The organism is Halopelagius inordinatus (assembly GCF_900113245.1).
Taxonomy (GTDB): domain Archaea; phylum Halobacteriota; class Halobacteria; order Halobacteriales; family Haloferacaceae; genus Halopelagius; species Halopelagius inordinatus.
This window is the reverse complement of record NZ_FOOQ01000001.1, coordinates 1,077,711-1,103,715: the sequence shown is the minus strand read 5'-3', so window position 1 is coordinate 1,103,715 and position 26,005 is coordinate 1,077,711. Positions and strand designations below refer to the sequence as shown.

Sequence of the window (26,005 nt, the reverse complement as noted above, 5' to 3'; positions counted from 1 at the left end):
GCTTGCGCCGGGAATCCGTTTTAAAGTTGCGATGGTCGGCTCGCCTCCGCGACGGCGCGTCAGTCTTGGTCGACGACGGAGGGCCGGGAGTCGTCCGACTCGACGCGGAACGCCGCGTCGTTCCGCGAATCGACGACTCGCTGCGGGAACGGGATGACGATACCCTCGCGGTCGAACGCCGTCCGAATCGCCCGGATGGCCGCCGTCCGGGCGTTCTCCACTCGTCGCTTCGTCGGCCCGTCTATCCACGCGTGGAGTTCGACGACGACCGACGAGTCGCCGAACTCCCGGAGTACGGCCTTCGGGTCCGGTGAGGTGCGGAACGCCCCGCTCTCGACGGCGGCCTCCTCGACGACGGCGAGGGCGTGTTCGAGGTCGGTGTCGTAGTCGACGCCGACTGCCACCTCGATTCGAAGCTGGTCGTTGTCGGTCAGGTTGAGAAGTTCGTTGCTCGTCACCTGGTCGTTCGGTATCAGCACGTGTTCGTCGCTGAACGTCTGGAGTTTCGTGTTGAACAGGGTGACGTCGACGACGATGCCCGACTGGTCTTTGACCTGAATCCAGTCGCCGACCTCGAACGGCCGCGAGAACAGGAGCACGAACCCCGCGACCATGGCCGAGAGCGTCGCTCTGGCGGCCAGCCCCACGACGACGCTGAACGCCCCCGCGCTTATGAACACGTTCGTCAGGTCGACACCCCAAATCGAGAGGACGACGCTCCCGGCGACCAGGAAGATGCCGATATCCGCGAGATGGTAGGCTATCTCGGATTGGTGCTCTGTGAGCGCCTCCGTCTCGCCGAGTTTGTCGATAGAGCGGTTGACGGACCGAACGAGGAGGTAGGCGGTGACGAACAGGGCGACGGTGATGACCTGCCGCATCGCGGTCCACCGGTCGACGATGACAGAGTCGAGCGCGAACTCGACGATGAACGTCATGTTCCAGATGGACGCGATCGCGACCACCGCGACGCTGACCAGTCCAGAGGTCACTATCGTCTCGACGAACTCGGCCGTCGTCGTCCCGAACCGGTCGTCGAGACGACTGCCCGCGAGACGGACGAGTGCGACGCCGACCGCGAGTCCCAAGACGAGAGCGACCGTCTGAGCGAGTTGACTCGACGCGTCGAGGACGTTCGGAACCTGCGCGACGCTGTCGAAGTCGCTCGCGAGTCGGTCGGAGAGACCGCCCGTCGGCGATTCGGCGACGACCGTTCGGCCGACGTTCGACGACGTGTTCGGCGACACCACCACGCTGTGGGCGTCCGTTCCGAGCGGATAAAAGTAGCCGCTCCGTACGCTCGAAACGGGCCGCCTAACGACCGCGGACGAGGTTCGGCGGGGGCGGAGCGACGTTACTCGTCGGGGTCGACGACCCGCTTTCCCGTCTCCATGGGGACGACGCGTCGGTCGGCGCCGTCCCACTCTCGGTCCAGTTGCCGCCCGTCGAACAGTCTGTCGAGGAAGACGGCGAGTGCGGCTACCTCCGAGTGGGGTTGGTTCGTCACGCCGACGTTGTAGTCGGCCTCCTCGTAGACGTCGAACGGCACCTTCTCCGCGCCGACGACGACGAGAACCGGTTTCTCCGCGTGCGCCTCGCGCAGGTCAGCCTCGACGTCCTGGACGCGTTCGCCGTACATCGTCAGGTGGACGACGACGCCGTCCCACTCGCGGATGACCGGGCGGTACGACTCGATAACCTCGGCCTCGAACGGCCCGCCGAACCGCGCCGTGATGTCGTCTACGGTCTCTCTCGATTGGCTCGCGTCGCCGACGAAGAGCGCGCGGTCCGCGCCGAGTGCGCGCGCCGTCAAGCCGATGTGAGTCGTCATCCGGTCGTCCCGGCCGGGTCGGTGACCGAGACGGAGGACGACGACTTCGGGTTCGTCCTGCATGCCCGGTCGGTGTCGGTCCGACCGGTAAGACCCTTCGTTTCCCCGGCGTCGCCGCGCGCCGCCCCCGGTTTCGTCGTCGTCTCGGCAGACCGAACTAGCTCCCGAACCGAGCGACCGACTCGGAGCCGGTGAGAGCGACCAGAACGCACTTGGGCGGATGCGGCGCAGTACCCGTATGGACCTCTCCGATAAGCGCGTCGTCGTCACCGGTGGTGCGGGCCTCGTCGGGTCGCACCTCACAAAGCATCTGCTCTCCGAGAACGACGTCGTCGTCGCGGACGACCTCTCGAAGGGCGACAGAGCGCGCGTCCCCGACGGCGCGGAGTTCGTGCAGGCGGACATGACCGACCCCGACGACGTCGCCGAGGCGATTACCGAAGACGTGGACGTGGTCTTTCACTTTGCGGCTTACACGGACACGAACTACGCCGACCCGCGGCAACTCTTCGAAGAGAACACCGAGATGACCTACAACGTCCTCGAACGGATGGAGGAGGTGGGCGTGACGAACCTCGCGTTCACCTCCTCGTCGACGGTCTACGGCGAGGCGCCGCGGCCGACGCCCGAAGACTACGCACCGCTCGAACCCATCAGCGTCTACGGCGCGTCGAAACTCGCGGACGAGGGCCTCGTCTCGACGTACGCCCACGCCAAGGACTTCACCGTCTGGCTGTTCCGATTCGCCAACATCGTCGGCCCGCACCAACGCGGCAACGTCGTCCCCGACTTCATCGAGAAACTGCTCGAAGACCCCGAGTCGCTCACCATCCTCGGCGACGGGAGACAAGAGAAGTCGTACCTCCACGTCACCGACTGCGTGGACGCCATCACCCACGTCGTCGAGAACGCCGCCGACTCGCTGAACACGTACAACCTCGGGACGCGGACGACCACATCGGTCACCCGCATCGCCGACATCGTCAGCGAGGAGATGGGGCTTGACCCCGACTACGAGTACACCGGCGGCGACAGAGGGTGGACCGGCGACGTGCCGCGGATGCGCCTCTCCGTCGAGAAACTCTCCGCGCTCGGGTGGGAGGCCGACGGGTCGAGCGACGACGCCATCCGTCGCGCGACGCGGGAACTCGCCGAGGAACTGCGCGCGGAACACGCCACGCCCGCGAGCGAGTAACGAGAGGACGCGCGGCGCGGTTTCAGTTCCGAAGCAGACGGCTCACGTCTCGTCGAAGCATCTCCGCGTATTCGAGGCGGAGTTCGCACGCCTCGCTTCGAGTGACGTACTCGCGTCCGTCTATCTTCGGCGTTATCGGGTCGTATCCCTGCACGTCGAACCCCATCCGTTCGAGATACCCCGCGACGTCGGGCGACTCCAACCCCTCGTGTATCGCCTCGTTGACGTACTCGCGGAGCGTCTCGAACCCGGGAAGGACGATTTCGTCTTCGGTCACTCCGCCCGTCGTCCCGCCGACGCGGACGTTGGTGTGGTGAAGTTGCTCCATCACGGCGTCTATCTCCTCGGCCGCGCGCAGAATCTGGCTCGGAAGCGCCGCGTCGGGCGCGCGCCACTCGACGGTGGGCATCTCGTCGCGCAACCGAACCGGCGTCCACACCACGTCGTCGGGCGTGAAGTGAGCCTCGACGGTCTCTTCGTCGATACCCGCCTCGACGGCCGCCCGCGAGAACTCCTCGTAGCGCCGGTCGAGACGCCGTTCCCACTCGCCGACGGTGTCGGCGTACTCCCACAGTTGCCCGTGCTTCGGGAACTTCTCGTAGCATTTCTTCCGGTAGAGGTAGGCGCGCGCGCCGTTCGCGACGCGGGTCCCTCGGAAGTACGGCGAGGAGTTCAGCAACGCGAGCGCGGGGTCGAGTCCGATGAGGGTGTTCAGTTGGTCGACGACGTTTCGCTTCTCGAAGTGCAGGTGCGTTCCGGCGCAGTACTTCGCGTAGTCGAAGTTCGTCCCGAGAACGCGCTTCTGTATCCGACCGCGTTCTGTCGGCCATCGTTCGATACGCTCGCCGTTGACCGGGGTTCCGAACGGGACGAGACGTTTGTCGAGTTCGTCGGCCCGCCGCAGCACGCGGTCCAGTTGCTCGACGAACGCCGACCGCAGGTCGCCGTACGTCTCACAGGGCGGCGTCTTCAACTCGAAGAGCGGAGGCACGAACTCCTCTTCGACGTTCTCGGAGACGTCCGTCAGTTCCTCCGGTTCCGTGAGTTCCCCGTCCTCGTCGACGACCCAGTACTCTACTTCGATGCTCTTTTGCATTGGTTCGGGTCCGTTTTCGGCGGGTTCGACCGCCTCTCTTCGTTCGGTTCACTCGGGACCGCACGTCGCCACATCCGTCGAGAAACGTTGCAACCTCCGCTCGCTCGCCGTACCGGCGGTGTCGCCGTCACTTGATTACGGAGTTCGGAGGTCAGAGTATTCAGGGGTCTGCCTTCGTGTGCAAGCAGACCGGGAGAAAGCGGATGCTGGTCGCGGCGACGCTTCCGGCCCCGTCGGACCGTTCTGAGGAGTCGGACTGCGAGTACGCGGTGAACAGCGCCGACCGACCGGCGACTACGTTCCCAGCGTGTAATTGTGCTGTCGGACCTTCCCGCACGAGGGACAGATATGCTGGTAGACGACGCGACTGCCGTCAGTCGTCGAGAGCCACTCGCCTTCCTCGTCGTCGTACCCGCACTCGGGACACACCATATCTCGGTCGAAGCGACTCTTCAACCGTTCGAACGGAGTCGATCCACTGGCAGGGGATGCCATAGCATGCCTCGTATCCGCAGAGAGAAAAACACCCGGGTCGAATCTGTTCGAGGACCAACGAGACGGTTACCTATCTACGGTTCGACGACCCGTGCGGATTTTCGCGTCGCCGAGACGGGTCCGCAACCGCGCTCTCGTCGCGTGACCGACGCCCCGGCGTCTCCGGCGGGACGGGCGCAGAGATCGTATTCGCGCCCGAACGGCACGCCTTTTATCCCGCACACCCCTACCGCGAGTCGTGCAGTTCGTCGGTTACGACACGGGCGGGCCGGGCCTCCTCTTGAGTGACGACGACACCGTGGAGTACGTCTCTCTGGACCCGGGGACGGAACTGGCCTACACGCTCGAAGAGAGACACTGTGCGGGCGTCGTCACCGACGACGGACACGTCCCCTGCGACGCCGACCACGCGCCGTACTGCCGCGACCACCGTTCGACGTGGGTTTGTGCGAAATGTACGGGGACCTGCCTGAAAGACGAGATGGACTGCCACGACCCCCACGCCATCTACCTCGCGGCGTTCGCGCCCGACGTGTTCAAAGTCGGCGTGACCAAGGAGTGGCGACTGGAGACGCGCCTCCGCGAACAGGGCGCAGACCGCGGCGCGCACCTCCGGACGGTTGCGAACGGCCGAATCGCGCGGGAACAGGAGGCCGAACTCGCAGAGCGAATCGCCGACCGCGTCCGCGTGCCGACGAAAAGAGACGGTCTCCACCTCGACGTGGACGACGCCTCGTGGGCCGGACTGCTGTCGGCGTTCGACCTCCTCGGGGAGTTCTCCTTCGACTACGGGTTGGACCTCACCGACCGCCCGGTGGCCGAGACGATGGCGACCGGAACCGTCCGCGGCGTGCAGGGACGACTGCTCGTCCTCGACCGGGCCGGAGGCACGTACGCCGTCGATTTACGCGACCTGGTGGGCTACGACGTCGTCCCGGAAGCGACGACGCGCGACGTGCAGTCGAGTCTCGGCGCGTTCGGGTGAGGACGGCCTCGACCCACCTCTTTCGCGCACCGACCGCTTTCGCGTACCAACAATCCTTTGCGGCCACGGGTCGAACCGGTGGGTATGTCCGAAGAACCCGACGAACCGGCGGAACCGACGGACGAAGCAGGGGACGGAGACGACGAAGAGAAGTCCTTCCGAGAGCGAGTCGAGGAGATTCGCCAGCGACGCGAGGAGGAACGCGAGGAGGGCGACGGCGAGCGTCCCTCCCCCGAAGAGATGATGGGTGGCGGCGGCGGCCCCGGCGGTGCGGGCGGCAACCCGTTCGCGCAGATGATGAGCGGGATGATGGGCGGCGGCGGCGGCCCCGGTATGGGTGGCGGTCCCGGCATGGGCGGCGGTCCGCCGGGCGCGGGCGGCCGCGGCGAGAGCGACTCCGCCGGCAACGAGGAACTCGTCCGCGAGGTTCGGCAACTCCGCGACGAAGTCCGCGACGCGACGCGACAGCTTCAGCGCATCGCGCAAGCGATAGAAGACGACTGAACCCGCGTTCGCCTACCGGCGACTCGTCTCGTTTTTCGTCGACGACACCCGTCCGTACAGCGTCTCCAGTTCGTCCACCGCGCGTTCGACGCTGAGTTCGTCCCGTCGCAGCAGACATGCCTCCGAGAGCGCCTCGCGTTCGTCCAGCACCCGGCGGATGGCGTCGCGACAGCCCGGCGCGTCGCCGTAGTCGTAGTGGTAGCCCGTCACGCCGTCGACGACGGTGTCCGAGAGCGCACCCTCGTCGGCGCCGACGACCGGCGTCCCGCAGGCGTTGGCCTCCAACGCGACCAGCCCCTGCGTCTCGACGGGACTCGGGAAGACGAACGCGTCGAGCGCCGAGTAGAAGGCGGGCAGTTCCTCGCGCGGGAGAAAGCCGAGAAAGCGGGCGTCCACGCCCAGTTCGCTCGCGAGCGATTCGAGTTCGTCCCGCGCGGGACCGTCGCCGCCGAACACGAGGGTCACGTCCAGTTCCGCCGCCGCGCGGACGAACTCCGCGAGATTCTTCTCGTAGCCGTGTCGGCCGGTGTATCCGAGGAGGGGTCCGTCCGGCAGGTCGTAGCGCGCGCGAAAGTCCGCGGCGTCCGTCGGGACGAACCGCTCTACGTCGATACCGTTCGAGAGGACGGTCACCTCCGTCTCGACGCCGACTTCCGAGACGAGGTGCTCACAGGCGTCTTCGCTCGGACAGACGACGGCGTCTGCCCGGTCGAAGAACCAGCGTTCGTACCGTTCCGAGAGCGACTCGATTCCGGATTCGATCCGAGCGCGCGACGTGAGGTAGTCCGCGTACTCGCCGACCGGGGTGTGGTAGGAGGCGACGAGAGGGAGGTCTCTCCGCCGCGCGAGTCGCATCCCGCTGAGACCGAGTGCGAACGGCGTGTGGACGTGGACGAGGCCGACGTCCCGAACGGCCTCGGGGACCCGCGGCACGCCCAGTCGGAAGCCGTCGTAGAAGGGAAAGGCGACGCTCCGGACGGGATGCTCTCCGTCTTCGGGGTCGTAGCCGTCGCTTCCGGGGTAGGCCACGTCCATACGACCGCCGCGTTCCCGCCAGTGATCGCGCCACGTCTCTATCGTGTACGTGACGCCGTTTACGGTCGGGAGGTACGTGTCGGTGAAGGCCGCGACCGAGACCGGTTCCATCGGTCGTGATTCGGTACTGACCGTTTAATCGCTTGTGACTTTCAGCGCAGGCGCGACAGGTCCACCGACCGACCCTCCCGTTCCGCGTCGTACGCCTCGCGGTACGCCGCCGCCAATCGCTCGCCCACGCGGTCGAGACTGTGTTCCGCGGCCGTCTCGCGGGCGTTCTCTCCGAGTCGCCGCCGCAGGTCCTCGTCTCGCGCCAACAGTTCGAGGGCGCGGCGGAACTCCGCTCTCGTCGAACACTTCAGGCAGTCGTGGCCGTGCGTGTAGAACTCCTCGAAGACGGGGATGTCCCTCAGGACGACGGCCTTCCCGCACGCCATCGCTTCGAGGACGGCGATACCCTGATTCTCGTTTTTGGTCGGGAACAGGTAGACGTCGCCCGCGCCGAACGCGCCGCGGATGTCGTCTATCCACCCGGTGAAGGTGACGTTCTCCGGCGGGTCCGTCACCCACCGCCTGACCGTCTTCGAGGCGTGCGGGCCGGTGTCGTACGGTCCGAACCACGCGAAGTCGTATTCGGTTTCTGCGGCGAGTTCGCAGAACGTCGTGAGGCCCTTTCGCTCGAAGACGTTTCCGACGGCGAAGACGGCCATCCCGTCGAGTTCGTACCGGTTTCGGTACTCCGCGCGCAACTCTTCGAACCCCGCAAGCGACTCCGCGTCCACGCCGTTCGACATCGGGAGGATGGGTGCATCGACGGGGTACGATTCGAGGACGCGCTTCGTGTACGTCGAAGGACAGAGAACGAGGTCGGCCTGCGAGTAGAACCACCTGAGATACCGGCCGAGGAGGGGACCGACGGCCTCGGACCCGCGGAACGACTCGGCGAAGTCCTCTCGGGTGACGTGCGTGTGGAGGACGAGTGGGATGTCGTTGCGCTTGGCGTGGCGTGCGACGGCCACGGACCCCGGCCCGACGAGGTTGCAGTGGGCCAGGTCGTAATCGCGGAACAGTCCGCGTCCGACCGCCGCAGAGAACGGCGCGCGCGCCGGATGCCCCCCGCGCCACGGGGACGTGACCACGTCCACGTCCGTCCGAGAGAGTGCCGCGCGTTGCTGGTCCGTCGCCGTTCCGATACCGCTTCGGTCCAGTTCGGATTCGAGTTCCAGATAGTTGAGGGCGCGCAGACTCACGGTGCCGCCGAGGTTCTCGGGGCGACGGTTTGACGCTACCGACTTCGACGCCGGTTCGACAGACGGCGGAACGGAACGTCTTTGTCGGGCGCCCCTCTCGTCGGACCATGAGCATCGCGGCGGAACGCATCGAACGCCTGCACGAACTCGCGCGGGAGGCGACGGCGAACCGCGAGTTCGACCGGTCCCGCGAGTACGTCCGTCTGGCGCGGCGCATCGCCGAACGGAATCGGACCGGTCTCCCGCGGGCGTTCCGTCGCTACACCTGCGACGACTGCGACGTCTACCTCCGACCCGGCGTCAACGCTCGGGTTCGACTCCGCTCCGGACGGGTGGTCGTCCGGTGTGACTGCGGCGCGACGAAGCGGTACCCACACGATTGATCGGCGGGACGTTCACACACCCTTAACCTTCAAACGTATCCGGCCGATAAGTGGCACATGGACAGACAGGAACTCCGGAAGCGAGCGCACGACGTCGACGTGACGGTGTGGGTCGGCAAGAGCGGTATCGGCGCGGTGACAGAGGAACTCTCGGATCAACTGGGCGATAGGGACCTCGTGAAGGTGAAGTTCCTCCGCGCGGCGCGGGCCGGGACGTCGGTCGAGGAACTCGCGGACGACTTGGCGGACCGGGTGAACGCAGACGTGGTGGAGACCCGAGGAAACACCGCCGTGGTCACTCGATGAGTACGTCGGCAATCGCCCTCCAAACGCCCGACGGAAGTACGTTCGTCGCTCGGTTGCTACAGGATATCCTCGGCGTCCCGGTCGGACTCGCGGACATCATCGGGTCGGCCATCTCCTTCGTCGTCGCGTTCGCCGTCGTCTACCTCGCGGGGAAAGCCGTCCTCCTTCCGCTTCTCTCGCGGGTGATGAATCGACGGGGAATCGAAGCGCACGCGAAGAAACCGCTCATGCGAATCGTCGGCGTCGTCGTCATCTTCGCGGCCTTGACCGTCGCGTTGGCCGCCGCAGGATTCCCGAACTTCCTGCAGTCCGTCGCGACCATCGCCGCGGCGGCGACCCTCGCAATCGGTCTGGCGTTGCAAGACGTCCTTCAGAACTTCGTCGCTGGCGTGTTCATCTTCACCGACAAGCCGTTCCGCATCGGCGATTGGATAGAGTGGGACGGAAACTCCGGCGTCGTCGAGGACATCAGTTTCCGCGTCACGCGCGTTCGGACGTTCGACAACGAACTGTTGACGGTGCCGAACTCGCAACTGACAGACGGCGTCATCAAAAATCCCGTCGCGAAGGACAAACTCCGCCTGCAGGTGCCGTTCGGCATCGGCTACGACGACGACATCGACGCCGCGACGGAGATAATCGTCGAGGAGGCCGAATCCGACCCCGACATCCTCGACGACCCCGCGCCGTCGGTGCGACTGACCGAACTCGGCGACTCCTCCGTGACGCTCACGTCGCGCGTTTGGATAGCGAGTCCGAGTCGCTCGGACTTCGTGAAGACGCGCGGAAAATACGTCCAACGGGTGAAACAGCGGTTCGACGACGCGGGCATCGACATCCCGTATCCGAACCGGACGGTCGGCGGCAACCTGACCATCTCCGACTCCGAGTCGCTCGGCGCCGGCGCGGACGACTGAACGGCGAGCGGGAAGTTTTCGACCGACGTTCTACAGTTCGATTCGCTCGACCAGTTGGTCCTCGGCCCGCGTGTTGACCGCGACGATGCGGACGTAGTCTTCGAGCGTCGAATTGTGGAGTTTCGCCTTCAGGAGGTTGTCCACCTGGTAGACGCCAGCGGCGTTGACCATCTCTATCTCGACGAGGACGGGCCTGCTGTCGCCCGGTTTGAGCGCGACGTTGTCGATGGCCTGACTGGAGAGCGTGTTGATGCCGCGTCCGCCCTTCTCGTAGGGGATGCGCGACCGGCCGCGTTCCATGTCCAAGGCGTCGGCGATGCGGATGACGCCCGCCTCGGTCGTGAGGGGGTCCTCCTCGGTGTGGTGACAGAGGATGGCGTGCAGCACCTCCGCTTTCATCCGGACCGTGTCTTGGGTGTCGTAGAACTGCGGGAGGAATCGGTCTAAGAAGTCCGCGGCGAGGGGGATAGAGTAGTACGCGTGTTCGTCTCGGTGGACGATGTGTCCGATGTCGTGAAGCGTCGCCGCGAGGGCGACGATGACCGGTTCGTCCGCCTCTTCGAGGCCTTGGTCGGCCGCGCCGTTGAACTCGACGTCTCCCGCCTTCAACAGGTCGTAGAGGCGAAGCGCCCGGTTCCGGACGATTTCGATGTGCTTCGGGCCGTGGTCGTTGTATCCTTTCCGCGTGACCGCGTTGACGTTCTGCGCTTCGAGATACGTGATTACCTCGGGGTCTTCGAGAAGTTCCGGGAGTATCTCGTTCAGTTTCTCGTCGGGGTAGGCGTGGTCGTCTCTCGCGTCGTACTCGCGCCCACCGTCGTCACTATCGGTCGCATCCATGCGGCGTGGCGTTCGTCGCCCAGGCGCAAATACCTCCCGGGTGTCGGCGGCGTCCTCGGGCGGCGACTCCGCGACTCGAAAATCCCCGAGATGCCAGACGCCCGAATTCCCTCGCGGTTCGCGTCGCTCAGACGGCCGGAGTCGGGGTCGTTCTACTCGCGGACCCGGTCCCTTCGACGGCCGAACCCCCCCGCCCGGGCTGTGAACCGATACATCGTCGTTATACGCGCTGAAACGCCCGTTACGTCGTCGATAGGCAGAGAATATTCGGATAACGGTGTCGCTAAGGGAGCAAAAAGCCTATAATCGCGACTAGGTTAAGATTTGGTAGTGATGTCATCGATCATTACCCCCCTGTTCCCGGGGATACCTGGCGGGCCGGAACTGCTCATCGTCCTGCTCGTCCTCGTGTTGCTGTTCGGCGCGAACAAGATTCCCAAACTTGCCCGTTCGACGGGGCAGGCGATGGGCGAGTTCCAACGCGGACGCAACGAAATCGAAGAGGAGCTGAAGGAGATGGAGCAAGGCGACGACGAGGAGGACGAGGAGACCGGAACCGAGACGTCGACGTCTACGTCCACCTCGACCGAGACCAACTGAGCAGTTCCCTTCTCCGCCCGCGGTCTTTTCGAATCACACCTGTTTTAGCCGACGTTCTCGTAGCCACCGGCGAGGGCGTGTGGCCTAGTGGACAGGGCGAGAGGTTCCTAACCTCTCGATCGCGGGTTCGAATCCCGCCACGCCCGTTCTCGTGTCGAGCGAAGCGAGACCGAGAACACACCGTTCGCGACTCGAATCAGGGAGCGAACCCAGTGAGCGACCGAGGTTCGAATCCCGCCACGCCCGTTCTCCTCGTCTCGGTCGGTTCGCACGCGTTCCGGAGTCCCACTCGACCGCTGCGTTCGCTTACGGGTGTACCGATTCGCGAAATACAGTCCTCTCGCTCCGTCCGACGGGGACCGGACCCGCCTCCGGGTGGTCCACTATGCACACACTCTTATCCGAGGATACACCTACCGTCCTGTATGAATAGCGACGTCACGAGCGAGACGCGGGACCTGCTCGCTTACGTCCGCCCTCCGGTCGGACGCGAGAGAGATCCGAGCGCGAACCGTCCGGGAGCGAACGCGAACAGATGAACGGCGACGACCCGACGATTATGGTTGTCTTGGCGAATCCGCGGACCGAGAGCACGCTCATAGCGCTCGCCGGGGCACTCGCCCAACACGAGGGCGGCCGAGTGCTCGCGACGCACATCGTCACCGTCCCCGACGAGACGCCACTCGACGCCGCCGCCGAGAACAAAGACCGAATCGGCGACTCCTCGAAGAGCCTCCTCGCGGCGGCGAAAGCGGACGCCGAGGCGTTCGACGTTCCGATAGAGACCGAGACCATCCTCTCGCACCACGGGTTCGAGGGGCTGTTCGACGCCATAGAGGCCTCCGGTGCCGACACGGTGGTGATGGGCTACGAGGGAACGCAGTTCGCGGGCGGTCGATCCGAGGACACCTTAGACGAACAGACGCACCGTCTCCCGTGTGACTTTCTGGTGTTGGACGGCCAAGAAGTCGATATTTCGGACGTACTCGTCCCCGTCGACGAGAGCCCCTCTTCGGACCTCTCGGGGGAAGTCGCTTGCGCCCTACAGGAGAGCGTGGGCGTCGATATCTCGCTGCTTCACGTCGCCGACTCGACGGACGAGGAAGTCGGACACGACTTCCTGCGCGAGTGGGCCAGCGACCACGGACTGTCGGGCGCAGAGAAACTCGTCGAAACCGGAGACGTGGACTCGGTGCTCGGGCGTCTCGGCGACGACTACAGTTTGGTGATAATCGGAGCGACGGACCGGGGACTGCTGTCGCGCATCGTTCGCGGGTCGCTGACGTTCGACGCCATCCACAGCCTCGATACGCCAGTGCTTTTGACCGAACGGCCGTCGTCGCGGTCCATCTGGAAGCGTCTGCTCGGCCGCCGGTGAACCGGACGGGACCGACGGCGGTGCGACCGACTCTCTTCGATTATCCGCCCGACTCCCACCGCGAAAACGACACGGCTTATTGCTCTCACCCATCTATCACCGGTCGATGGGTCATTCAAACGACCTGCCGCCGTCGGACGGCGCCTCCGACGCCACGCAGCACATCGCCTCACTACTGACGCGGGCGAGTATCGGAGTCGTTCACCTCGCGCCGGACGGCGCGATAGCCACGGTCAACGAACCGTTCACGGAGTTGACCGGGTGGTCCCGGGAGACGCTACTCGGGAACTCGTTTGCGGACGTCCTCGTCACCGCCCCTCGGTCTCTGCGGTCTCTACTGACCGAAGCGCCCACGGACGGCCGTTCGACGACGCTGACGCTCCCGTTCGAGACTGCGGACGGCGACGTCGTCGCCTGCGAAGTCCACTTCGAGACGGTGGTTGACGGAGACGACTACGCCTTCGTCGGTGTCTGCTACCGTCAGCCGAACCGAGACGCAGAGGCAGACCTCTCCGAGAGAGACGACCTGCAACCCGTCGAGACGGACCCCTCGGCGAAGGCGTTCGTGGCACTCGCCGACGCCATCCCCGACGGGATTATCCTCCTCGACTCCGACAGCGAGATTCAGTACGCGAACCCGGCGGTCGAACGAATCCTCGGATATCCGGCGTCGGAACTCGTCGGGGGAAGCAAACTCAGTATCATCCCCGAACGCCTCCGCGACGCCCACCTGAGCGCGTTGAACCGGTATCTCGAAACGGGGGTGCGAAACATCGACTGGGAGTACGTCGAACTCCCCGCCCACCACAAAGAGGGCCACGAGGTGCCCCTCGGTATCTCGTTCAACGACTTCCGGTACAACGGCGAACGGTACTTCGTCGGACTGTTCCGGGATATCTCGCCCCGAAAGGAGGCCAAGCGAGCGCTCGAAGAGCGCGAGAAGCGACTCAGACAGTACAAAGAGTACACCTCGAACCTTCTCAACGCCATCGACGACGTGTTCTACGTCATCGATTCCGGGGGGAACCTACAGCGGTGGAACCGGAGCCTGCGCGAGGTGACGGGGTACGAACGAGACGAAATCGAGTCCATGCAGACGCTGGAATTCTTCGACGAGGACGCGCGGGTGACCATCGCCGACGCGATGGCGGAGTGCTTCGAGAGGGGAAGTGTGCGCGTGGAGGCGAACATCCTGACGAAACGCGACGAACGCATCCCCTACGAGTTCGTCGCGACGAGGTTGGACGACCCCGACGGAAACCCGGTGGTGGTGGGCCTCGGGCGGGATATCAGCGAGCGAAAGGAGATTCAGCGGCGTCTCGAAGCGTCCAACGACCGGTTAGAGCAGTTCGCCTACGCCGCGTCTCACGACCTGAAAGAACCGCTGCGGATGGTCACGAGCTATCTGCAACTCGTCGAGAAGCGCTACGCCGACGCGCTCGACGAGGACGGCGAGGAGTTCATCGAGTACGCCGTCGACGGCGCAGAGCGGATGCGCGAGATGATAGACGGCCTGCTTCAGTACTCGCGAGTGGAGACGCAGGGCGACCCCTTCGAACCGACCGAGTTGGACGCGGTTCTCGACGACGTTCTCACCGACATGCAGATGCGGGTCGAAGAGTCGGACGCCGTCGTCGAACGGGAGAACCTGCCCCGCGTCCTCGGGGACGAGGGGCAACTGCGGCAGGTGTTTCAGAACCTCCTGAGCAACGCGATAAACTACAGCGGCGACGAACCGCCCCACATCGACGTCTCGGCCGAACGGGCGGGCGATGTGTGGCGTCTCTCGGTCCGAGACGAAGGAATCGGCATCGACTCCGAGGACCAAGAGCGCATCTTTCGGGTGTTCGAACGCCTCCACACGCGAGACGAACACCCCGGGACCGGTCTCGGCCTCACGCTCTGTCAGCGCATCGTCGAACGCCACGGCGGCGACATCTGGGTCGACTCTACCCCCGGCGAGGGGACGACGTTCTCCTTCACGCTTCCGGTGGCGGACGCTCGCGACGAATAGACCACCTCCGAGACTCGAAATAGCCCTGACACGACTGTCGCCGTCGGCGCCGCGACGACGCTGGCAACCGGGTGGTAGGCGCCGCCCGCAGACTCGCGCGCACCGTCGTTAATCACCGATTACGCCCCCCGGTTCCCCGGACGAAAGTGGCACTTCAGGAACAGGTTTGAGAGGCGGCCAACTACGAACCATATCGGAGTAATAGTTCCGGTAGGTACGTCTGAGGGATTAATTCTCGCCATCTCACCAATAGTATATTATCGAATAGTGTAGTATACTGTTAGATTTCAGACCAAATGACTTGTTAAATCTCCAGAAGTCTTTTTGATAGGGGGAATCCACCGGAGAGCAATGGCTAGCGACGACGACGTCGAGGTGGCCCCCGTTCGTCAGTCGGGTTCTGACGACGGGGGGTCCGACCGAGACGCGTTGAAAGGGGGGTCCGACTCGGAGGAGTCGGCACTCGAAGGGGAAGTTTCTCCGGGGGCGTCGCGGGGGGCGGCGACCGACCCGGCGTCGGCCGGAGAGGCGGGCGACGGACCGAGAGTCGCGGTCGGAGCGTACACGTGGGCGCACTTCCTCGACGAGTACGGCGAGGCGGGCGACGTCGAATCGCTGTACGGGGGGGTGGACCCCCGCGACCTGTCGGACGAACCGGCGAGTGCGCGGTGGGACGACTCCGAGGAGGACTCCGTCGAACCGGCGACGCCGACTCGCGAGAGTTGGGAAGAGGTCAGCGTCGACTCCGAGGAGTATCTCGACTTCCACGCCGTCGACACCGAAGAGAACGTCTCCGAGTGCGCCTCGGAGGCGAAACGCATCCAAGCGGAGTTCGAGGCGTTCTGCGACCCCGAAACCACGCCGGTCGTCAAGGACGTCTGGATGTGGGAACACTACAAGCGCGAGTACTACTACGAGGACGACGGAAGTCGTCCCCGCGACGAGGACGGAGACATCGTCCGTTTCGACGACGAGGACGCACTGGGGTTCGACCCCGATTACACCGAGAACGCACTCGCGCGCGGCGGCCAACGCGCCGGGGAACTCGCCGAGATACTCGACGAACGAACGGTCGACGTGAGCGACGAACTCGACGAAGACGACTTCTTCTCGGACGAACGCGGCGCGACCACGGTGGTCAACCGGTACGACCTGGAGAAGGCCGTGCCGATGGAGAAGAAGACGCACTTTCAGGAGATAGAGCGCTACTGGGTGAACAAGCCGCACTCGTTTATCATCATCTTCCAGTCGATAAAGGAAAACGAGATAAAGTACTACCAGGTAGAACCGTACCAGAACCGCATCGAAGCCGACCTGACCGAGTTTCTCACCGGCAAACTCCGGACGGCCATCAAGTACGACGACGAGAGCACCGTCGGCGTCGGCGAGGACACTCGCCGCGGCGTCATCGAACGGCAAGCCCTCGACCTGTTGGACCGGTACGACGTCTACCAACGGCCCGAAGACGGCTACTCGAAGGCGCTCTCGCTGGCGTTCGACCCGACCGACTCCGACGACTCAGACGAGACGGACGAGGGGACGTTCGAGGCGGTTTTGTCCCGGTTCGGCATCGATACCGACGGCGGCGACGCGGATTCGGCGCCCGACGCCGGACCGAGAGACACCTCCCTCGGGTCGTTCGCCCGCCGCCTCGGACTGAGCGAAGGCGCGTTAGGCGGGCGTCTCGACGGCCTGTTCGCCGCCCCGCCGGTCGCCGAGACGCCGTCTCTCGACGGTATCGCGGCCCGGCCCGAACCGGCCGTTCTGGCCGACGACGCCGAGACGCTGACGGAGTACCAAGTCGAGAAACTGCTGTACTTCCTCCGTCGGGACTTCATCGGCTACGAGCGAATCGACGGCATCAAACACGACATCAACGTCGAGGACATCTCCTGTGACGGCTACAACTCGCCTGTGTTCGTCTACCACTCGGACTACGAGCAGATCATCTCGAACGTCTACCACGAGGAGACGGAACTCGACGACTTCGTCGTCAAACTCGCACAGCGCTCCGGGAAGGGAATCTCGAAGCGACGGCCGCAGGTGGACGCCACCCTGCCCGACGGGTCGCGCGCGCAACTGACGCTCGGACGCGAGGTGTCGGACCACGGGACGAACTACACGATTCGGCAGTTCAAAGACGTCCCCTTCACCCCCATCGACCTCGTCAACTGGAACACGTTCTCGTTGGACGAGATGGCGTTCCTGTGGCTCTGCATCGAGAACGACAAGAGCCTCATCTTCGCGGGCGGGACGGCGTCGGGCAAGACCACGTCGCTGAACGCGGTGTCGCTTTTCATCCCCTCGAACTCCAAAATCGTCTCCATCGAGGACACCCGCGAGGTCGAACTGCCGCAGCGAAACTGGATCGCCTCAGTCACCAGACCGTCGTTCAGCGACGACGACAAGGGCGACGTAGACGAGTTCGACTTGCTCGAAGCCGCACTCCGTCAACGGCCCGACTACATCGTGATGGGCGAGATTCGAGGCGAGGAGGGGCGGACACTGTTTCAGGTCATGTCCACCGGGCACACGACGTACACGACGTTCCACGCCGACAGCGTCGGCGAGGTGCTGAAACGCTTCACCACGGACCCCATCAACGTCTCGAAGACGATGTTCACGGCGCTCGACTTGGTGTCGATTCAGACCTCCACGCGGGTGCAGGGGAACAAGGTCCGGCGGAACAAGTCGCTCACCGAGATAAACCACTACGACCCCGAGAACGACGAGATAAACGTCCAAGACGTGTTCCAGTGGCAGGCCGAGACCGACGAGTTCCTCAAGATGGGCTCTTCGAACACCTTAGAGGAGATAAAGTTCGACCGCGGGTGGAGCCAAGAGACGCTCGAACTGCAGTTGTTCGAGCGACAGGTCGTCCTCGCGTACCTCATCAAGTACGGGCTGAACACGTACACGCAGGTGGCGGCGACGCTCCAAGCGTACATCAACGACCCCGAGACCATCCTCGCGTTGATGGCCAACGACGAACTCGAACGGAGCCTCGAAGACCTCCGAGAGATGGAGTCGGTCCAGATAGACGTCGACCCCGAAAAAGAGGAGATGGTGCCGCGGCCGGACCCGACCGACGAGATACTCGCGCTCTGCGATCGAATCCTCCGACGCGCCGAGGAAGACCTGTTCCCCGACTTCCGAGAACAGGAACCCGGCGACGTCGCGGACGCGCTCACTCACCTCAGAGACCAGCCCGACGTGAGCGCCGACACCGGCGGCGAGAGACGCGAACTCGACGCCCTGACCGAACGGGCGACGGACCCCGAACTGGGGGAGGGCGACGAACAGTCCGAACTGGGGGAGGGAGACGAACCCTCCGAACTGGAGGAGGGAGACGAACAGTCCGAACTCGACGGCGAGGAGACGCCCGCGCTGAACGCCGGTGACGACGCCGAGGCGAGCGCAGACGTGGACGCGGAAGCGGACGTGAACGTGGGTGTGAAGGCTGACGTCCCGGAGATAGCGGACGCCGACGTGTCTGGCGACGCCGAGGAGGCGGTCGAATCGGACCACGCGTGGACCGAAGACGACGAGTTCGGCATCGAAGACGTGCTCGGCCAAGAGGTGGCCGAGTTAGACGACGACACGGACGGGTGGGGGTTCGGCGAGTTCGAGGGCGTCGAACCCGAAGACGACGAGGAAGACGGCGAGACGGGCGGGGGGGACTGACCCGTGAGCCTCGACTCTCGAACCTCGGACGCCGACGGACTCGACCGGAGTACCGACGCCCTCGGCGACGCGTTCTACCCGCTGTTTCGATATCTGTTCGACGAGGACGGAGACTTCGTCGCGGACGTGGAGACGAAACTCCAGCAGGCGCGGATGCCCGCGACGGTCGAACTCTACCTCTCGCACGCCCTCGCGGTCGGCACTCTCGTCGGCCTCTTGTGTTGGATCATCGGGTCGCTTCTCGGCTACTCGCTCTTTGCGTTCGGCCTCCTCTCGCCCGACTCGCTGAGTCTCGGCATCCCCGTCTCGAACGAGGCGACGGCGGAACTGCTGCGCTCTCTCACGATGCCCGCGGGAGTGTTCGTCTCCGGACTCGTCTTCGGCAGCGGCGGGTTCGGACTCGGGTTCGGAACGCTCGTCGCGATACCCTACTCGAAGGCGTCCTCGCGGGAGCGCGAGATAAACATGCTCCTGCCCGACGCGGTGTCGTTCATGTACGCGCTGTCCGTGGGCGGACTGAACCAACTGGAGATTCTGGAGGCGATGGGCCGCGCGGAGGACACGTACGGCGAAGTCGCCCGCGAGTTCCAAAGCATCGTCCAAGAAACGGAGTACTTCGGCACCGACTACCGGAACGCGATTCGCGAGCAAGCGATGCTGACGCCGTCTGACGACCTCTCGCAGTTTCTGACCGACATGCTCTCTATCGTCAACTCCGGCGGCAACATGGAGCAGTTCTTGGACGACAAAAAGGAGAAACACCTCCGAACGGCGAAACAGGAACAGGAGACGGTGCTCGAGACGCTCGAACTGTTCGGCGAGATGTACATGACGCTGTCTCTGTTTCCCCTGCTTCTCATCATCATCCTCGTCATCATGAGCATGCTGAATCAGGCCCGAGAGGAGATGCTGTACGCCACCGTCTACGGCCTGATTCCGCTCACAGGAGTGGGCTTTCTCGTGCTCGTCTCGACGGTGAAACAGGACGAACCGGGCGACGGCTACCTCCGGCCGTCCGGCGGGAGCGAACGCCTCCAGCAGAGACAGCGAGAGGGGCTCCTCCACATGGGCCTCGTCGAGAGTTTCGTCGGCGACTTCGGCGTGTTCGACCGCATCCGCAGTCGCGAGGGGACGTACAAGACGCGAGAACTGCTCCGACAACCGCACATCTTCTTCCGCGAGAATCCGATTTACAGCCTCGTCATCACCGGACCGGCGGCGGCGGTGTTCGTCGCCATCATGGTCTCCGGCGGCGGCGCGCCGACGACGTGGGCCGGGATGTTGGAACAGCCCGTCTGGGGCACTTTCGTCTGGTGGTACATCCCCGTCTACCTCGTCGGCGTTCCGCTCGCGTTCTTCTACGAGTGGAACGTCCGGTCCCGAAGCGCCGTCACCGGCAAACTCTCGGACAACCTCCGGAAACTGTCGAGCGCCAACGACACCGGCCAGACGCTTCTCGAATCCATCAAGACGGTGTCCGACACCTCCTCCGGCAAACTCGCGGACGAGTTCGAAGTGATGCACGCGAAAGTGAACTACGGGATGAGTCTCCGAAGCGCCATGGTCGAGTTCAACAACAAATACCACATCCCCCGCCTCGCTCGAACGATCAAACTCATCTCGAAGGCCCAAGAGGCGTCCAGCCAGATTACCGACGTGTTGACGACGGCGGCGCAAGCCTCCGAGAACCAAGACGACATCGAGCGAGAGCGCATCTCGCGGACCCGGATGCAGGTGGCTATCATCCTCATGACGTATCTCACCCTGCTCGCGGTGATGGCCATCCTGAAGACGCAGTTCCTCGACGTGATGGCCGGTCTGTCGTCGCAGGCGGGCGGCGACGGCGGTGCGGCCGCACAGCAGGGTTCGAGTTTCGGCGGGAGCGTCGACATCGACCTTCTCTCCGTGCTCTTCTTCCACGCCGTCACCCTGCAGGCGGCGCTCTCGGGGTTCATAAGCGGCTACATACGGAGCGCCCAACTCGTCTCTGGGGTCAAGTTCGTCGTGATACTCCAGACCATCGCGCTGGCGGTGTGGGTGGTGGTGGGCTGATGGGAACGAACGCCGACAGGGGGCAGACGACGCTCGACTTCGCCATCGGCGTCGGCCTCTTTCTGCTCGTGGTGGCGTTCGTCGTCGCGTTCGTCCCCGGCATCTTCGAACCGTTCGAGCGGACTGACGACGGAACGCAGGTCGCGGACAGAATCGCGACGACGCTCGCGACGGACGTGTTGGGTGACCCAGCGGAGCCCTACGTCCTCGACGCCGACTGCACCGTCGAATTCTTCGACGGGACCGACGGGTCGACCGACTGCCGGTTCGACACCGATGCGGACGGCCCGAGCGAGGTGTTCGCACTCGACGCGTCGACCGGTCTCAACGTCACCGTCAGCGAACGCGGCGGCGGCGTCGTCGCTCTCGACGGAACGACGCTCGCGGCGGGCGACGCCGTCCCCGAGGGCCGGTCGGTGACGACGGCCCGCCGCGCGGTTCACGTGAACGAGACGACGTACCGACTGTTCGTGAGGGTGTGGTGAGATGACCGACAGACGAGGCCAAGCGCACACGTTGGAGGCGTTCGCCGCGGGCATCCTCCTGCTTTCGAGTCTCCTCTTTGCGTTACAGGTGACGGCGGTTACCCCCCTCACCGGGAGTACGTCCAGCCAACACATCGAGAACCAACAGGCCGCCATCGCGGACGGCATCCTCGCGGCGGAGGCGTCGAACGGGACCCTGAAACCGACGGCGCTCTACTGGAACCGGTCCGACTCGAACTGGCACGGCGCGACGAACGACGGCTACCCCCTCGGCGGGCCGCCGACGCCGTTCGGCGCGGTGTTGAACGAGACGCTCGCGGACAGAGGCATCGCTTTCAACGTCAACGTCTACTACATGCGGAGCGACGAACGGCGACGGATGCGGATGGTGTACCTCGGCCAACCGAGCGACCACGCGTCGGTGGCGACACGCACCGTCACCCTCCACGACGACGACGAGATTCTCGATTCGGAGATGAATCCGTCGGGGACGAACGTCTCTTCGACGTCGGACTTCTACGCGCCCGATATCTCGCCGAACTCCTCTCTGTACAACGTCGTCGAACTGGAGGTGGTCGCGTGGCGGATGTGAGGCCGCGTCGGCCCCCGGACGGCGACGAGAGGGACGTCGAACCCGCGCGAAGAACGCGCCGCGACGACAGGGCGCAACTGATGCTCGTCGCCGCGTTGGCGCTTGCGGTGTTGTTCGTCTCTCTGGCGTTGCTTTTGAACACGGTCATCTACACGGGCAACCTCGCGACGCGGTCGGTGGGCGGCGACTCAGACGCCGTCGCGGGCTACCGGACCGCCGCGACAGACGCCGCCGATACCTCGCTCAGAGACGCGAACGCCCACGAAAACCGGAACTACTCCGAACTGGGGACGGCGTTCGACGCCGCGATGCGCGACTGGGACGCCGCGGCGAGTCGACACCGCGCCGTCGCAAACACCGTGACGGAACTGAACGTCACCGCGAAGACGAACGGGACGCGCCTCAGACAGGACGACGCCAGTCGGTCGTTCCGCAACAAGACTCCGAGCGAGAACTGGTCCGTCGCGGAGGGCGTCGGCGGCTATCGTGACTTCACGATGACCGTCGACCGGTCGGAACTGACGAACATCAGCGCAACCGACACTACGGACGACCCGACCGACCTCGGGACGGCCGAAGTGTTCCACCTGACGCTGGCCGCCGACGGGGGAACGGAGTACACCGCCTTCGTCGGACAGGGCAAGGGGTCGAACGTCAGCGTCGTGGTGTTCGAGAACGCGACCCGAACAGCCACCTGTACCGCGCCCGCCTCGGGCGGAACCGTCACGATAGACTTCTCGAACGGCACCGTCGGCGGGACGGACTGCGATGCGCTCACCTTCGAAGACGACATCGACGACTCGTTCACGTTACGGTACGACGACGGCGACGACGTCGCCGGAACCTACTCGCTCGTCGTCGATACGCCGTACGGCGAACACGCCGAGGACTTCGAGGCAGATTCCAGTGGGTCGCCGTACCGGACGCGCGCGCTCTACGGGGCCGAACTCGAACTGGTGTACCGGACGCCATCGACGCACTACGAAGCGACGGTTGTGGTTCCGAATGCGTGAGGCTCCCGACGGGTTCGCGGACGCCGACCGCGCCGTCTCGACCGCAATCGGGTACGTTCTCACCCTGACCATCTCCGCGATGCTCGTCTCCGGACTCCTGTTTGCGGGCGGGCAGTACGTCGACGACGAACGAGAACAGGTCACCCGCGGGGAACTGGCGACGCTCGCAGAGCAGTTAGCCGCGAGTCTCGCCGACGCCGACCGCATGGCGGCGTCCGGGGACGCGGACGCGATTCGCGTCGCCGCGGAACTGCCGACGCGCGTCGCCGGGAACACCTACCTCGTCGCGGTTTCGAACGAGGCGACGCCGTCCGGGCAACCGAATCGGACCGTCGTCACCCTCACCAGTTCGGGACTCGACGTCTCCGCGTCGGTGACGTTCCCGACGACGCGCGATGCGGCCCCCGGAGAACTGTCCGGCGGCCCACTCGTCGTCGTCGTTCGCGACGCGGACGGCGACGGCAAAGGCGAGTTGGTGACGACGACCGAGCCTCTCTCCCCGGACTCGACCGCTTCGCTCGACGGCGACGGGGCGGCGTTCGCGACGTTCGAGGGGGGGTACACGGCGTCTGCGCACCGCGACGCGCGGACGGAGCCGAACCGAGCGAGGGACACGATATGAACACGACCGACAGACAGAGCGGAACGGAGCACGGAATCGCCCGGACGGCCTCGACGCATCCGCGGGGGCGGTTCGAGGCGGACCGCGCACAGTCGCCCACGATAGCCGTCGTCCTCCTCATCGGCATGGTCGTCACCGCCGCCGGGTTGACAGTCACGCTGGGAGCGACGGCCATCGACGGGACGACTCAGACGACCGAACTCGACAGGGCTGAACACGCGATGACGCTGTTCGACGCGCGAACCGCGATGGTCGGCCTCGGAGAGACCGGCGGCCAGTCCGTGACGCTCGGCCGCGCGTCCGGCGGGGCGTACGACGCGTCGGCCGACACCGGGCGGATACGCATCGTCCACACGAACTACTCGGGAACGCACACAGAAGAACTGTACAACCGGTCGCTCGGAGAAGTGACGTACACGAACGGCGACACCGAAATCGCCTATCAGGGCGGCGGCGTCTGGCGACACACGGACGGCGGAACCACGATGGTGTCGCCGCCGGAGTTCCACTACCGCGACGCGACGCTCACGCTACCGGTCATCCGCGTCACGTCGGGCGACGCCTCCGGCGGGCCGTCGCGTGCGTTCGTGACGCGAGACAGCGAGACGCTCCGCGTCTATCCGAACCAGAGCGCCGAATACGAGGAAGTGTCGCGCCCCTACCACAACCCCGTTCAGAACGGGACGGTCTCAGTCGAGGTGCAGAGCACCTACTACCGGGGATGGGCCGACTACTTCCGAGAGCGGACGACCGGTCGCGTCACCGTCGACCACTCCGCGCAGACGGCCACCGTCGTCTTGGAGACGGTCGGTCAGGTCGGTGACTTCGCGCTCCCCTCGAAGGGCGAGGGCGTCGAACTCCGCGGGAAAGCGCCCGGACACTCGGTCAACGCGTTCGACGTGGACATCAAACAGTCCGGCGGGTCGTTCAACAACATGAAGTTCTCCTTCTACGCCGAACAGGACGGCCGGATGTACGAGGTGCTGATACGCGTCGACAGCGACAAAGGGAACTGCGAGAAGAACAAGCCGGACGACACGCTCACGATGTGGGTGCTCTACGACGACCCCAACGACGGGAAGGGAAAGCACGCGTGGGTGAACGACAGTATCCCCATCGGCAGCGGTCCGATTCGGTTGGAGTGCGACGGGAAGGACACCCGAATCGTCGCCGACTACCTGAGCGACGAGACTACGCTCCGGATGACCGACGACCCGTCGCTCCCGTCGAAGACGGGCCTCGCGTGGGACGACGACACCGCGACCGAGGTGTCGTTCAACCACTCCGGGTACGACGGAGAGAACAAGACGCACACTACCGGCGGACCGGACACCGAGACGGTCGGCAACCTCTCGCGTCACTACCTCACGGAGATGGGGTCCGACTACGAACTGAAGGTGTACCACGGCGGCGGGTCGAGCGGTACCGCCCACGTGGACGGGAGCGCTTCCTCGGGGTCGCTCTTCTACGACACCTCGACCGGAACGCGGTACATCACCTATCTCCACGTCACCGAGAACAACGTCAACGTGACGTTCCGCTGAGAGCGCGGTGACCCTTTTTCGACCGTTCGGACCGCCCGACGATTCACTCGAACGTCGTCACGAGTTTCACGTACACCACGTGTAGCCGTCGCACGTCAGTCTGCGTACAAGAGACGCGTCCCGGGTCGTCACCGCTCGGTGCGACGACGCTCTCGCAGTCGAGTCCCTCCGACTCGAAGTACTCCCGCCACGCCGGTGCGTACCGGGACGTGACGTTTATGGTCACCTCGTCGTACGTCCCCGAATCCGCGATAAGCACCTCCCGGGCGGCCGTCTCGGTCCGGATGCGAACCGTCTGAGAACCCGCGACGACCGGTGACCCGCGCGGTTCGAGTTGCACGAGCGTGAACATCGTCCGGTCGTCGTCGAACACGTTGTCCGGGCGGCGGACCATCCGTCCCGAACCCACATCGCCGTCGTCCCGGACGACTGCGCCGCCGGCGTACCGGATGCGGCCGGTGTCGCCGACTTCGAAGGTGAGCGGTGAGAGCGTCAGATTCCCGGTGGCGAAGTCGCGAGAGGCGTCCACCGACCCCGTCCGGTAGTCGCCCGTGACGTTGATTCGCGTCCGTCCCTCGGTTCGGAGCGACGCGTCGGCGAGTTTTATCTCCGTTCCGCGACTGGGCGCGCCGCGTTGGCTCACGTCTTCGACGTTGTCTGCGAAGACGTCGAACGCCCGTTCGGCGTTGTTCAGGCGCTCGTAGTCGCGCACGTCCGTCAGTTCCTGCGCCCCGACGGTGTAGACGAGGCCGACGGACGTCACGATGAGCGAGAAGATGAGGACGAAACTGATAACCTCGCTGACGCCGCGCCGGTCGGTCCGGAGTCTCACGTCTACGCCTCTCTCGCTCCGATAATTAAGTCTGAGTGTTAATTCTCTGAAATATTATATTGCGAGGATTTAGTAACGTCTCAGTAGTCTGTCGACCCATGTCCGACGCCCTCCTCGGAAGCGAACTCTCTTCGGCCGCGAAAGCCGCTATCGCCGCCGGACTCGTCGTCACCTTCGTGTACTCGGTCGTCGTCGCCAGTCAGATACTGCTTTGGGTCTGGCTCGTCGCGGTGGCCACCGTCCTCGCTCTCGGAATCAGGCTGGTCGGCGCGTTCCTCCGGTTAGTGGACGCGGTCGAGCGAATCGCAGACGAGTTAGAGCGGACCGACCGAAAGCCCCGGTGAGCAGGCCG

Annotated in this window: 25 protein-coding genes and 1 tRNA gene; 18 read left to right on the top strand and 8 right to left on the bottom strand. The window is 64.9% G+C overall.

The genetic code is table 11. The annotated features are described in order from the left end of the window. Nucleotides 1–59: 59 nt before the first annotated feature. On the bottom strand, nucleotides 60–1,253 hold the full coding sequence (locus BM167_RS05725; protein WP_092890005.1) for a mechanosensitive ion channel family protein: 1,194 nt from the start codon (nucleotides 1,251–1,253) through the stop codon (nucleotides 60–62). Between the two features lie 101 nt (nucleotides 1,254–1,354). Beyond that, the gene (locus tag BM167_RS05720; protein ID WP_092890002.1) at nucleotides 1,355–1,894 is read right to left on the bottom strand and encodes a tRNA (cytidine(56)-2'-O)-methyltransferase; all 540 of its coding nucleotides are present in this window, start codon (nucleotides 1,892–1,894) and stop codon (nucleotides 1,355–1,357) included. 175 nt (nucleotides 1,895–2,069) lie between these two features. Between BM167_RS05720 and BM167_RS05715 the strand changes: the two genes are divergently transcribed. Beyond that, complete coding sequence (locus BM167_RS05715) at nucleotides 2,070–3,026, top strand: NAD-dependent epimerase/dehydratase family protein (protein WP_092889999.1); 957 nt, start codon at nucleotides 2,070–2,072, stop codon at nucleotides 3,024–3,026. 22 nt (nucleotides 3,027–3,048) lie between these two features. Here the strand turns inward: BM167_RS05715 and BM167_RS05710 are convergent, their stop codons facing one another. Together BM167_RS05710 and BM167_RS05705 are read right to left on the bottom strand one after the other, a co-directional pair. Further along, complete coding sequence (locus BM167_RS05710) at nucleotides 3,049–4,122, bottom strand: glutamate-cysteine ligase family protein (RefSeq protein ID WP_092889996.1); 1,074 nt, start codon at nucleotides 4,120–4,122, stop codon at nucleotides 3,049–3,051. Between the two features lie 294 nt (nucleotides 4,123–4,416). Further along, nucleotides 4,417–4,617, bottom strand: a complete 201-nt coding sequence (locus tag BM167_RS05705; protein WP_092889994.1) for an HVO_0649 family zinc finger protein — start codon at nucleotides 4,615–4,617, stop codon at nucleotides 4,417–4,419. Nucleotides 4,618–4,855: 238 nt separating this feature from the next. Here BM167_RS05705 and BM167_RS05700 point away from each other — a divergent pair, with 238 nt between their 5' ends. Further along, a complete protein-coding gene (locus tag BM167_RS05700; protein ID WP_092889991.1) occupies nucleotides 4,856–5,602 on the top strand; it encodes a DUF2797 domain-containing protein in 747 nt (248 codons plus the stop codon). Nucleotides 5,603–5,686: 84 nt separating this feature from the next. Beyond that, the gene (locus BM167_RS05695; protein ID WP_092889988.1) at nucleotides 5,687–6,106 is read left to right on the top strand and encodes a hypothetical protein; all 420 of its coding nucleotides are present in this window, start codon (nucleotides 5,687–5,689) and stop codon (nucleotides 6,104–6,106) included. 12 nt (nucleotides 6,107–6,118) lie between these two features. Here BM167_RS05695 and BM167_RS05690 read toward each other — a convergent pair whose 3' ends face one another. Together BM167_RS05690 and BM167_RS05685 are read right to left on the bottom strand one after the other, a co-directional pair. Next, complete coding sequence (locus BM167_RS05690) at nucleotides 6,119–7,252, bottom strand: glycosyltransferase (RefSeq protein ID WP_092889985.1); 1,134 nt, start codon at nucleotides 7,250–7,252, stop codon at nucleotides 6,119–6,121. A 41-nt stretch (nucleotides 7,253–7,293) separates the two neighbouring features. Continuing rightward, the gene (locus BM167_RS05685) at nucleotides 7,294–8,385 is read right to left on the bottom strand and encodes a glycosyltransferase family 4 protein (RefSeq protein WP_092891121.1); all 1,092 of its coding nucleotides are present in this window, start codon (nucleotides 8,383–8,385) and stop codon (nucleotides 7,294–7,296) included. Between the two features lie 113 nt (nucleotides 8,386–8,498). Between BM167_RS05685 and BM167_RS05680 the strand changes: the two genes are divergently transcribed. From BM167_RS05680 to BM167_RS05670, 3 genes are read left to right on the top strand one after another with little or no spacing between them, the layout of a single operon-like run. Then, a complete protein-coding gene (locus BM167_RS05680; RefSeq protein WP_092889982.1) occupies nucleotides 8,499–8,774 on the top strand; it encodes a ribonuclease P protein component 4 in 276 nt (91 codons plus the stop codon). Nucleotides 8,775–8,831: 57 nt separating this feature from the next. After that, complete coding sequence (locus BM167_RS05675; RefSeq protein ID WP_092889979.1) at nucleotides 8,832–9,080, top strand: YhbY family RNA-binding protein; 249 nt, start codon at nucleotides 8,832–8,834, stop codon at nucleotides 9,078–9,080. Continuing rightward, nucleotides 9,077–9,997, top strand: coding sequence for a mechanosensitive ion channel family protein (locus BM167_RS05670; RefSeq protein ID WP_092889976.1), 921 nt, complete (start codon nucleotides 9,077–9,079; stop codon nucleotides 9,995–9,997). Before BM167_RS05675 ends, BM167_RS05670 begins: the two co-directional genes overlap by 4 nt. A 30-nt stretch (nucleotides 9,998–10,027) precedes the next feature. Here the strand turns inward: BM167_RS05670 and BM167_RS05665 are convergent, their stop codons facing one another. Then, entirely contained in the window at nucleotides 10,028–10,837 is an 810-nt protein-coding gene (locus BM167_RS05665; protein WP_092889973.1) for an HD domain-containing protein, read from the bottom strand. A gap of 333 nt (nucleotides 10,838–11,170) precedes the next feature. On the opposite strand from BM167_RS05665, the gene tatA reads away from it, so the two are divergent. The 11 genes from tatA (at nucleotide 11,171) to BM167_RS05610 (ending at nucleotide 24,821) form a co-directional block, all read left to right on the top strand. Next, nucleotides 11,171–11,437: a twin-arginine translocase TatA/TatE family subunit gene (tatA, locus tag BM167_RS05660; protein WP_092889968.1), complete on the top strand. Its 267-nt coding sequence runs from the start codon at nucleotides 11,171–11,173 to the stop codon at nucleotides 11,435–11,437. A gap of 73 nt (nucleotides 11,438–11,510) precedes the next feature. After that, nucleotides 11,511–11,583: transfer RNA gene (locus tag BM167_RS05655), tRNA-Arg, on the top strand. Between the two features lie 389 nt (nucleotides 11,584–11,972). Continuing rightward, nucleotides 11,973–12,815 carry a universal stress protein gene (locus BM167_RS05650; protein ID WP_245781309.1) on the top strand — a complete coding sequence of 281 codons (843 nt, stop codon included), beginning with the start codon at nucleotides 11,973–11,975 and terminating at the stop codon, nucleotides 12,813–12,815. 106 nt (nucleotides 12,816–12,921) lie between these two features. Then, a complete protein-coding gene (locus BM167_RS05645; RefSeq protein WP_092889965.1) occupies nucleotides 12,922–14,829 on the top strand; it encodes a PAS domain-containing sensor histidine kinase in 1,908 nt (635 codons plus the stop codon). A gap of 351 nt (nucleotides 14,830–15,180) precedes the next feature. Continuing rightward, on the top strand, nucleotides 15,181–18,513 hold the full coding sequence (locus tag BM167_RS05640; RefSeq protein ID WP_092889962.1) for an ATPase, T2SS/T4P/T4SS family: 3,333 nt from the start codon (nucleotides 15,181–15,183) through the stop codon (nucleotides 18,511–18,513). A 3-nt stretch (nucleotides 18,514–18,516) separates the two neighbouring features. Next, nucleotides 18,517–20,565, top strand: coding sequence for a type II secretion system F family protein (locus BM167_RS05635; RefSeq protein WP_092889958.1), 2,049 nt, complete (start codon nucleotides 18,517–18,519; stop codon nucleotides 20,563–20,565). Continuing rightward, entirely contained in the window at nucleotides 20,565–21,050 is a 486-nt protein-coding gene (locus tag BM167_RS05630) for a DUF7287 family protein (protein WP_092889955.1), read from the top strand. The genes BM167_RS05635 and BM167_RS05630 overlap by 1 nt, the downstream gene beginning before the upstream one ends. A 1-nt stretch (nucleotide 21,051) precedes the next feature. Further along, complete coding sequence (locus BM167_RS05625) at nucleotides 21,052–21,642, top strand: DUF7288 family protein (protein ID WP_092889952.1); 591 nt, start codon at nucleotides 21,052–21,054, stop codon at nucleotides 21,640–21,642. After that, a complete protein-coding gene (locus BM167_RS05620; RefSeq protein ID WP_143095475.1) occupies nucleotides 21,630–22,655 on the top strand; it encodes a DUF7261 family protein in 1,026 nt (341 codons plus the stop codon). The genes BM167_RS05625 and BM167_RS05620 overlap by 13 nt, the downstream gene beginning before the upstream one ends. Then, entirely contained in the window at nucleotides 22,648–23,277 is a 630-nt protein-coding gene (locus tag BM167_RS05615) for a DUF7266 family protein (RefSeq protein ID WP_092889946.1), read from the top strand. The genes BM167_RS05620 and BM167_RS05615 overlap by 8 nt, the downstream gene beginning before the upstream one ends. Further along, entirely contained in the window at nucleotides 23,274–24,821 is a 1,548-nt protein-coding gene (locus BM167_RS05610) for a DUF7289 family protein (protein ID WP_092889944.1), read from the top strand. The genes BM167_RS05615 and BM167_RS05610 overlap by 4 nt, the downstream gene beginning before the upstream one ends. Nucleotides 24,822–24,864: 43 nt before the next feature. Here BM167_RS05610 and BM167_RS05605 read toward each other — a convergent pair whose 3' ends face one another. Beyond that, a complete protein-coding gene (locus tag BM167_RS05605) occupies nucleotides 24,865–25,653 on the bottom strand; it encodes a DUF7289 family protein (RefSeq protein WP_092889942.1) in 789 nt (262 codons plus the stop codon). 98 nt (nucleotides 25,654–25,751) lie between these two features. On the opposite strand from BM167_RS05605, the gene BM167_RS05600 reads away from it, so the two are divergent. Then, complete coding sequence (locus BM167_RS05600) at nucleotides 25,752–25,997, top strand: DUF8066 domain-containing protein (RefSeq protein WP_092889940.1); 246 nt, start codon at nucleotides 25,752–25,754, stop codon at nucleotides 25,995–25,997. The last annotated feature ends 8 nt before the right edge of the window (nucleotides 25,998–26,005 follow it).

Excerpts from the sequence above, each read along its gene's own strand:
- BM167_RS05720 (WP_092890002.1), bottom strand. The coding sequence starts at position 1,894 with ATGCAGGACGAACCCGAAGTCGTCGTCCTCCGTCTCGGTCACCGACCC.
- BM167_RS05715 (WP_092889999.1), top strand. The coding sequence starts at position 2,070 with ATGGACCTCTCCGATAAGCGCGTCGTCGTCACCGGTGGTGCGGGCCTC.
- BM167_RS05710 (WP_092889996.1), bottom strand. The coding sequence starts at position 4,122 with ATGCAAAAGAGCATCGAAGTAGAGTACTGGGTCGTCGACGAGGACGGG.
- BM167_RS05705 (WP_092889994.1), bottom strand. The coding sequence starts at position 4,617 with ATGGCATCCCCTGCCAGTGGATCGACTCCGTTCGAACGGTTGAAGAGT.
- BM167_RS05695 (WP_092889988.1), top strand. The coding sequence starts at position 5,687 with ATGTCCGAAGAACCCGACGAACCGGCGGAACCGACGGACGAAGCAGGG.
- BM167_RS05690 (WP_092889985.1), bottom strand. The coding sequence starts at position 7,252 with ATGGAACCGGTCTCGGTCGCGGCCTTCACCGACACGTACCTCCCGACC.
- BM167_RS05680 (WP_092889982.1), top strand. The coding sequence starts at position 8,499 with ATGAGCATCGCGGCGGAACGCATCGAACGCCTGCACGAACTCGCGCGG.
- BM167_RS05675 (WP_092889979.1), top strand. The coding sequence starts at position 8,832 with ATGGACAGACAGGAACTCCGGAAGCGAGCGCACGACGTCGACGTGACG.
- BM167_RS05670 (WP_092889976.1), top strand. The coding sequence starts at position 9,077 with ATGAGTACGTCGGCAATCGCCCTCCAAACGCCCGACGGAAGTACGTTC.
- BM167_RS05665 (WP_092889973.1), bottom strand. The coding sequence starts at position 10,837 with ATGGATGCGACCGATAGTGACGACGGTGGGCGCGAGTACGACGCGAGA.
- tatA (WP_092889968.1), top strand. The coding sequence starts at position 11,171 with ATGTCATCGATCATTACCCCCCTGTTCCCGGGGATACCTGGCGGGCCG.
- BM167_RS05650 (WP_245781309.1), top strand. The coding sequence starts at position 11,973 with ATGAACGGCGACGACCCGACGATTATGGTTGTCTTGGCGAATCCGCGG.
- BM167_RS05645 (WP_092889965.1), top strand. The coding sequence starts at position 12,922 with ATGGGTCATTCAAACGACCTGCCGCCGTCGGACGGCGCCTCCGACGCC.
- BM167_RS05640 (WP_092889962.1), top strand. The coding sequence starts at position 15,181 with ATGGCTAGCGACGACGACGTCGAGGTGGCCCCCGTTCGTCAGTCGGGT.
- BM167_RS05630 (WP_092889955.1), top strand. The coding sequence starts at position 20,565 with ATGGGAACGAACGCCGACAGGGGGCAGACGACGCTCGACTTCGCCATC.
- BM167_RS05625 (WP_092889952.1), top strand. The coding sequence starts at position 21,052 with ATGACCGACAGACGAGGCCAAGCGCACACGTTGGAGGCGTTCGCCGCG.
- BM167_RS05615 (WP_092889946.1), top strand. The coding sequence starts at position 22,648 with ATGCGTGAGGCTCCCGACGGGTTCGCGGACGCCGACCGCGCCGTCTCG.
- BM167_RS05610 (WP_092889944.1), top strand. The coding sequence starts at position 23,274 with ATGAACACGACCGACAGACAGAGCGGAACGGAGCACGGAATCGCCCGG.
- BM167_RS05600 (WP_092889940.1), top strand. The coding sequence starts at position 25,752 with ATGTCCGACGCCCTCCTCGGAAGCGAACTCTCTTCGGCCGCGAAAGCC.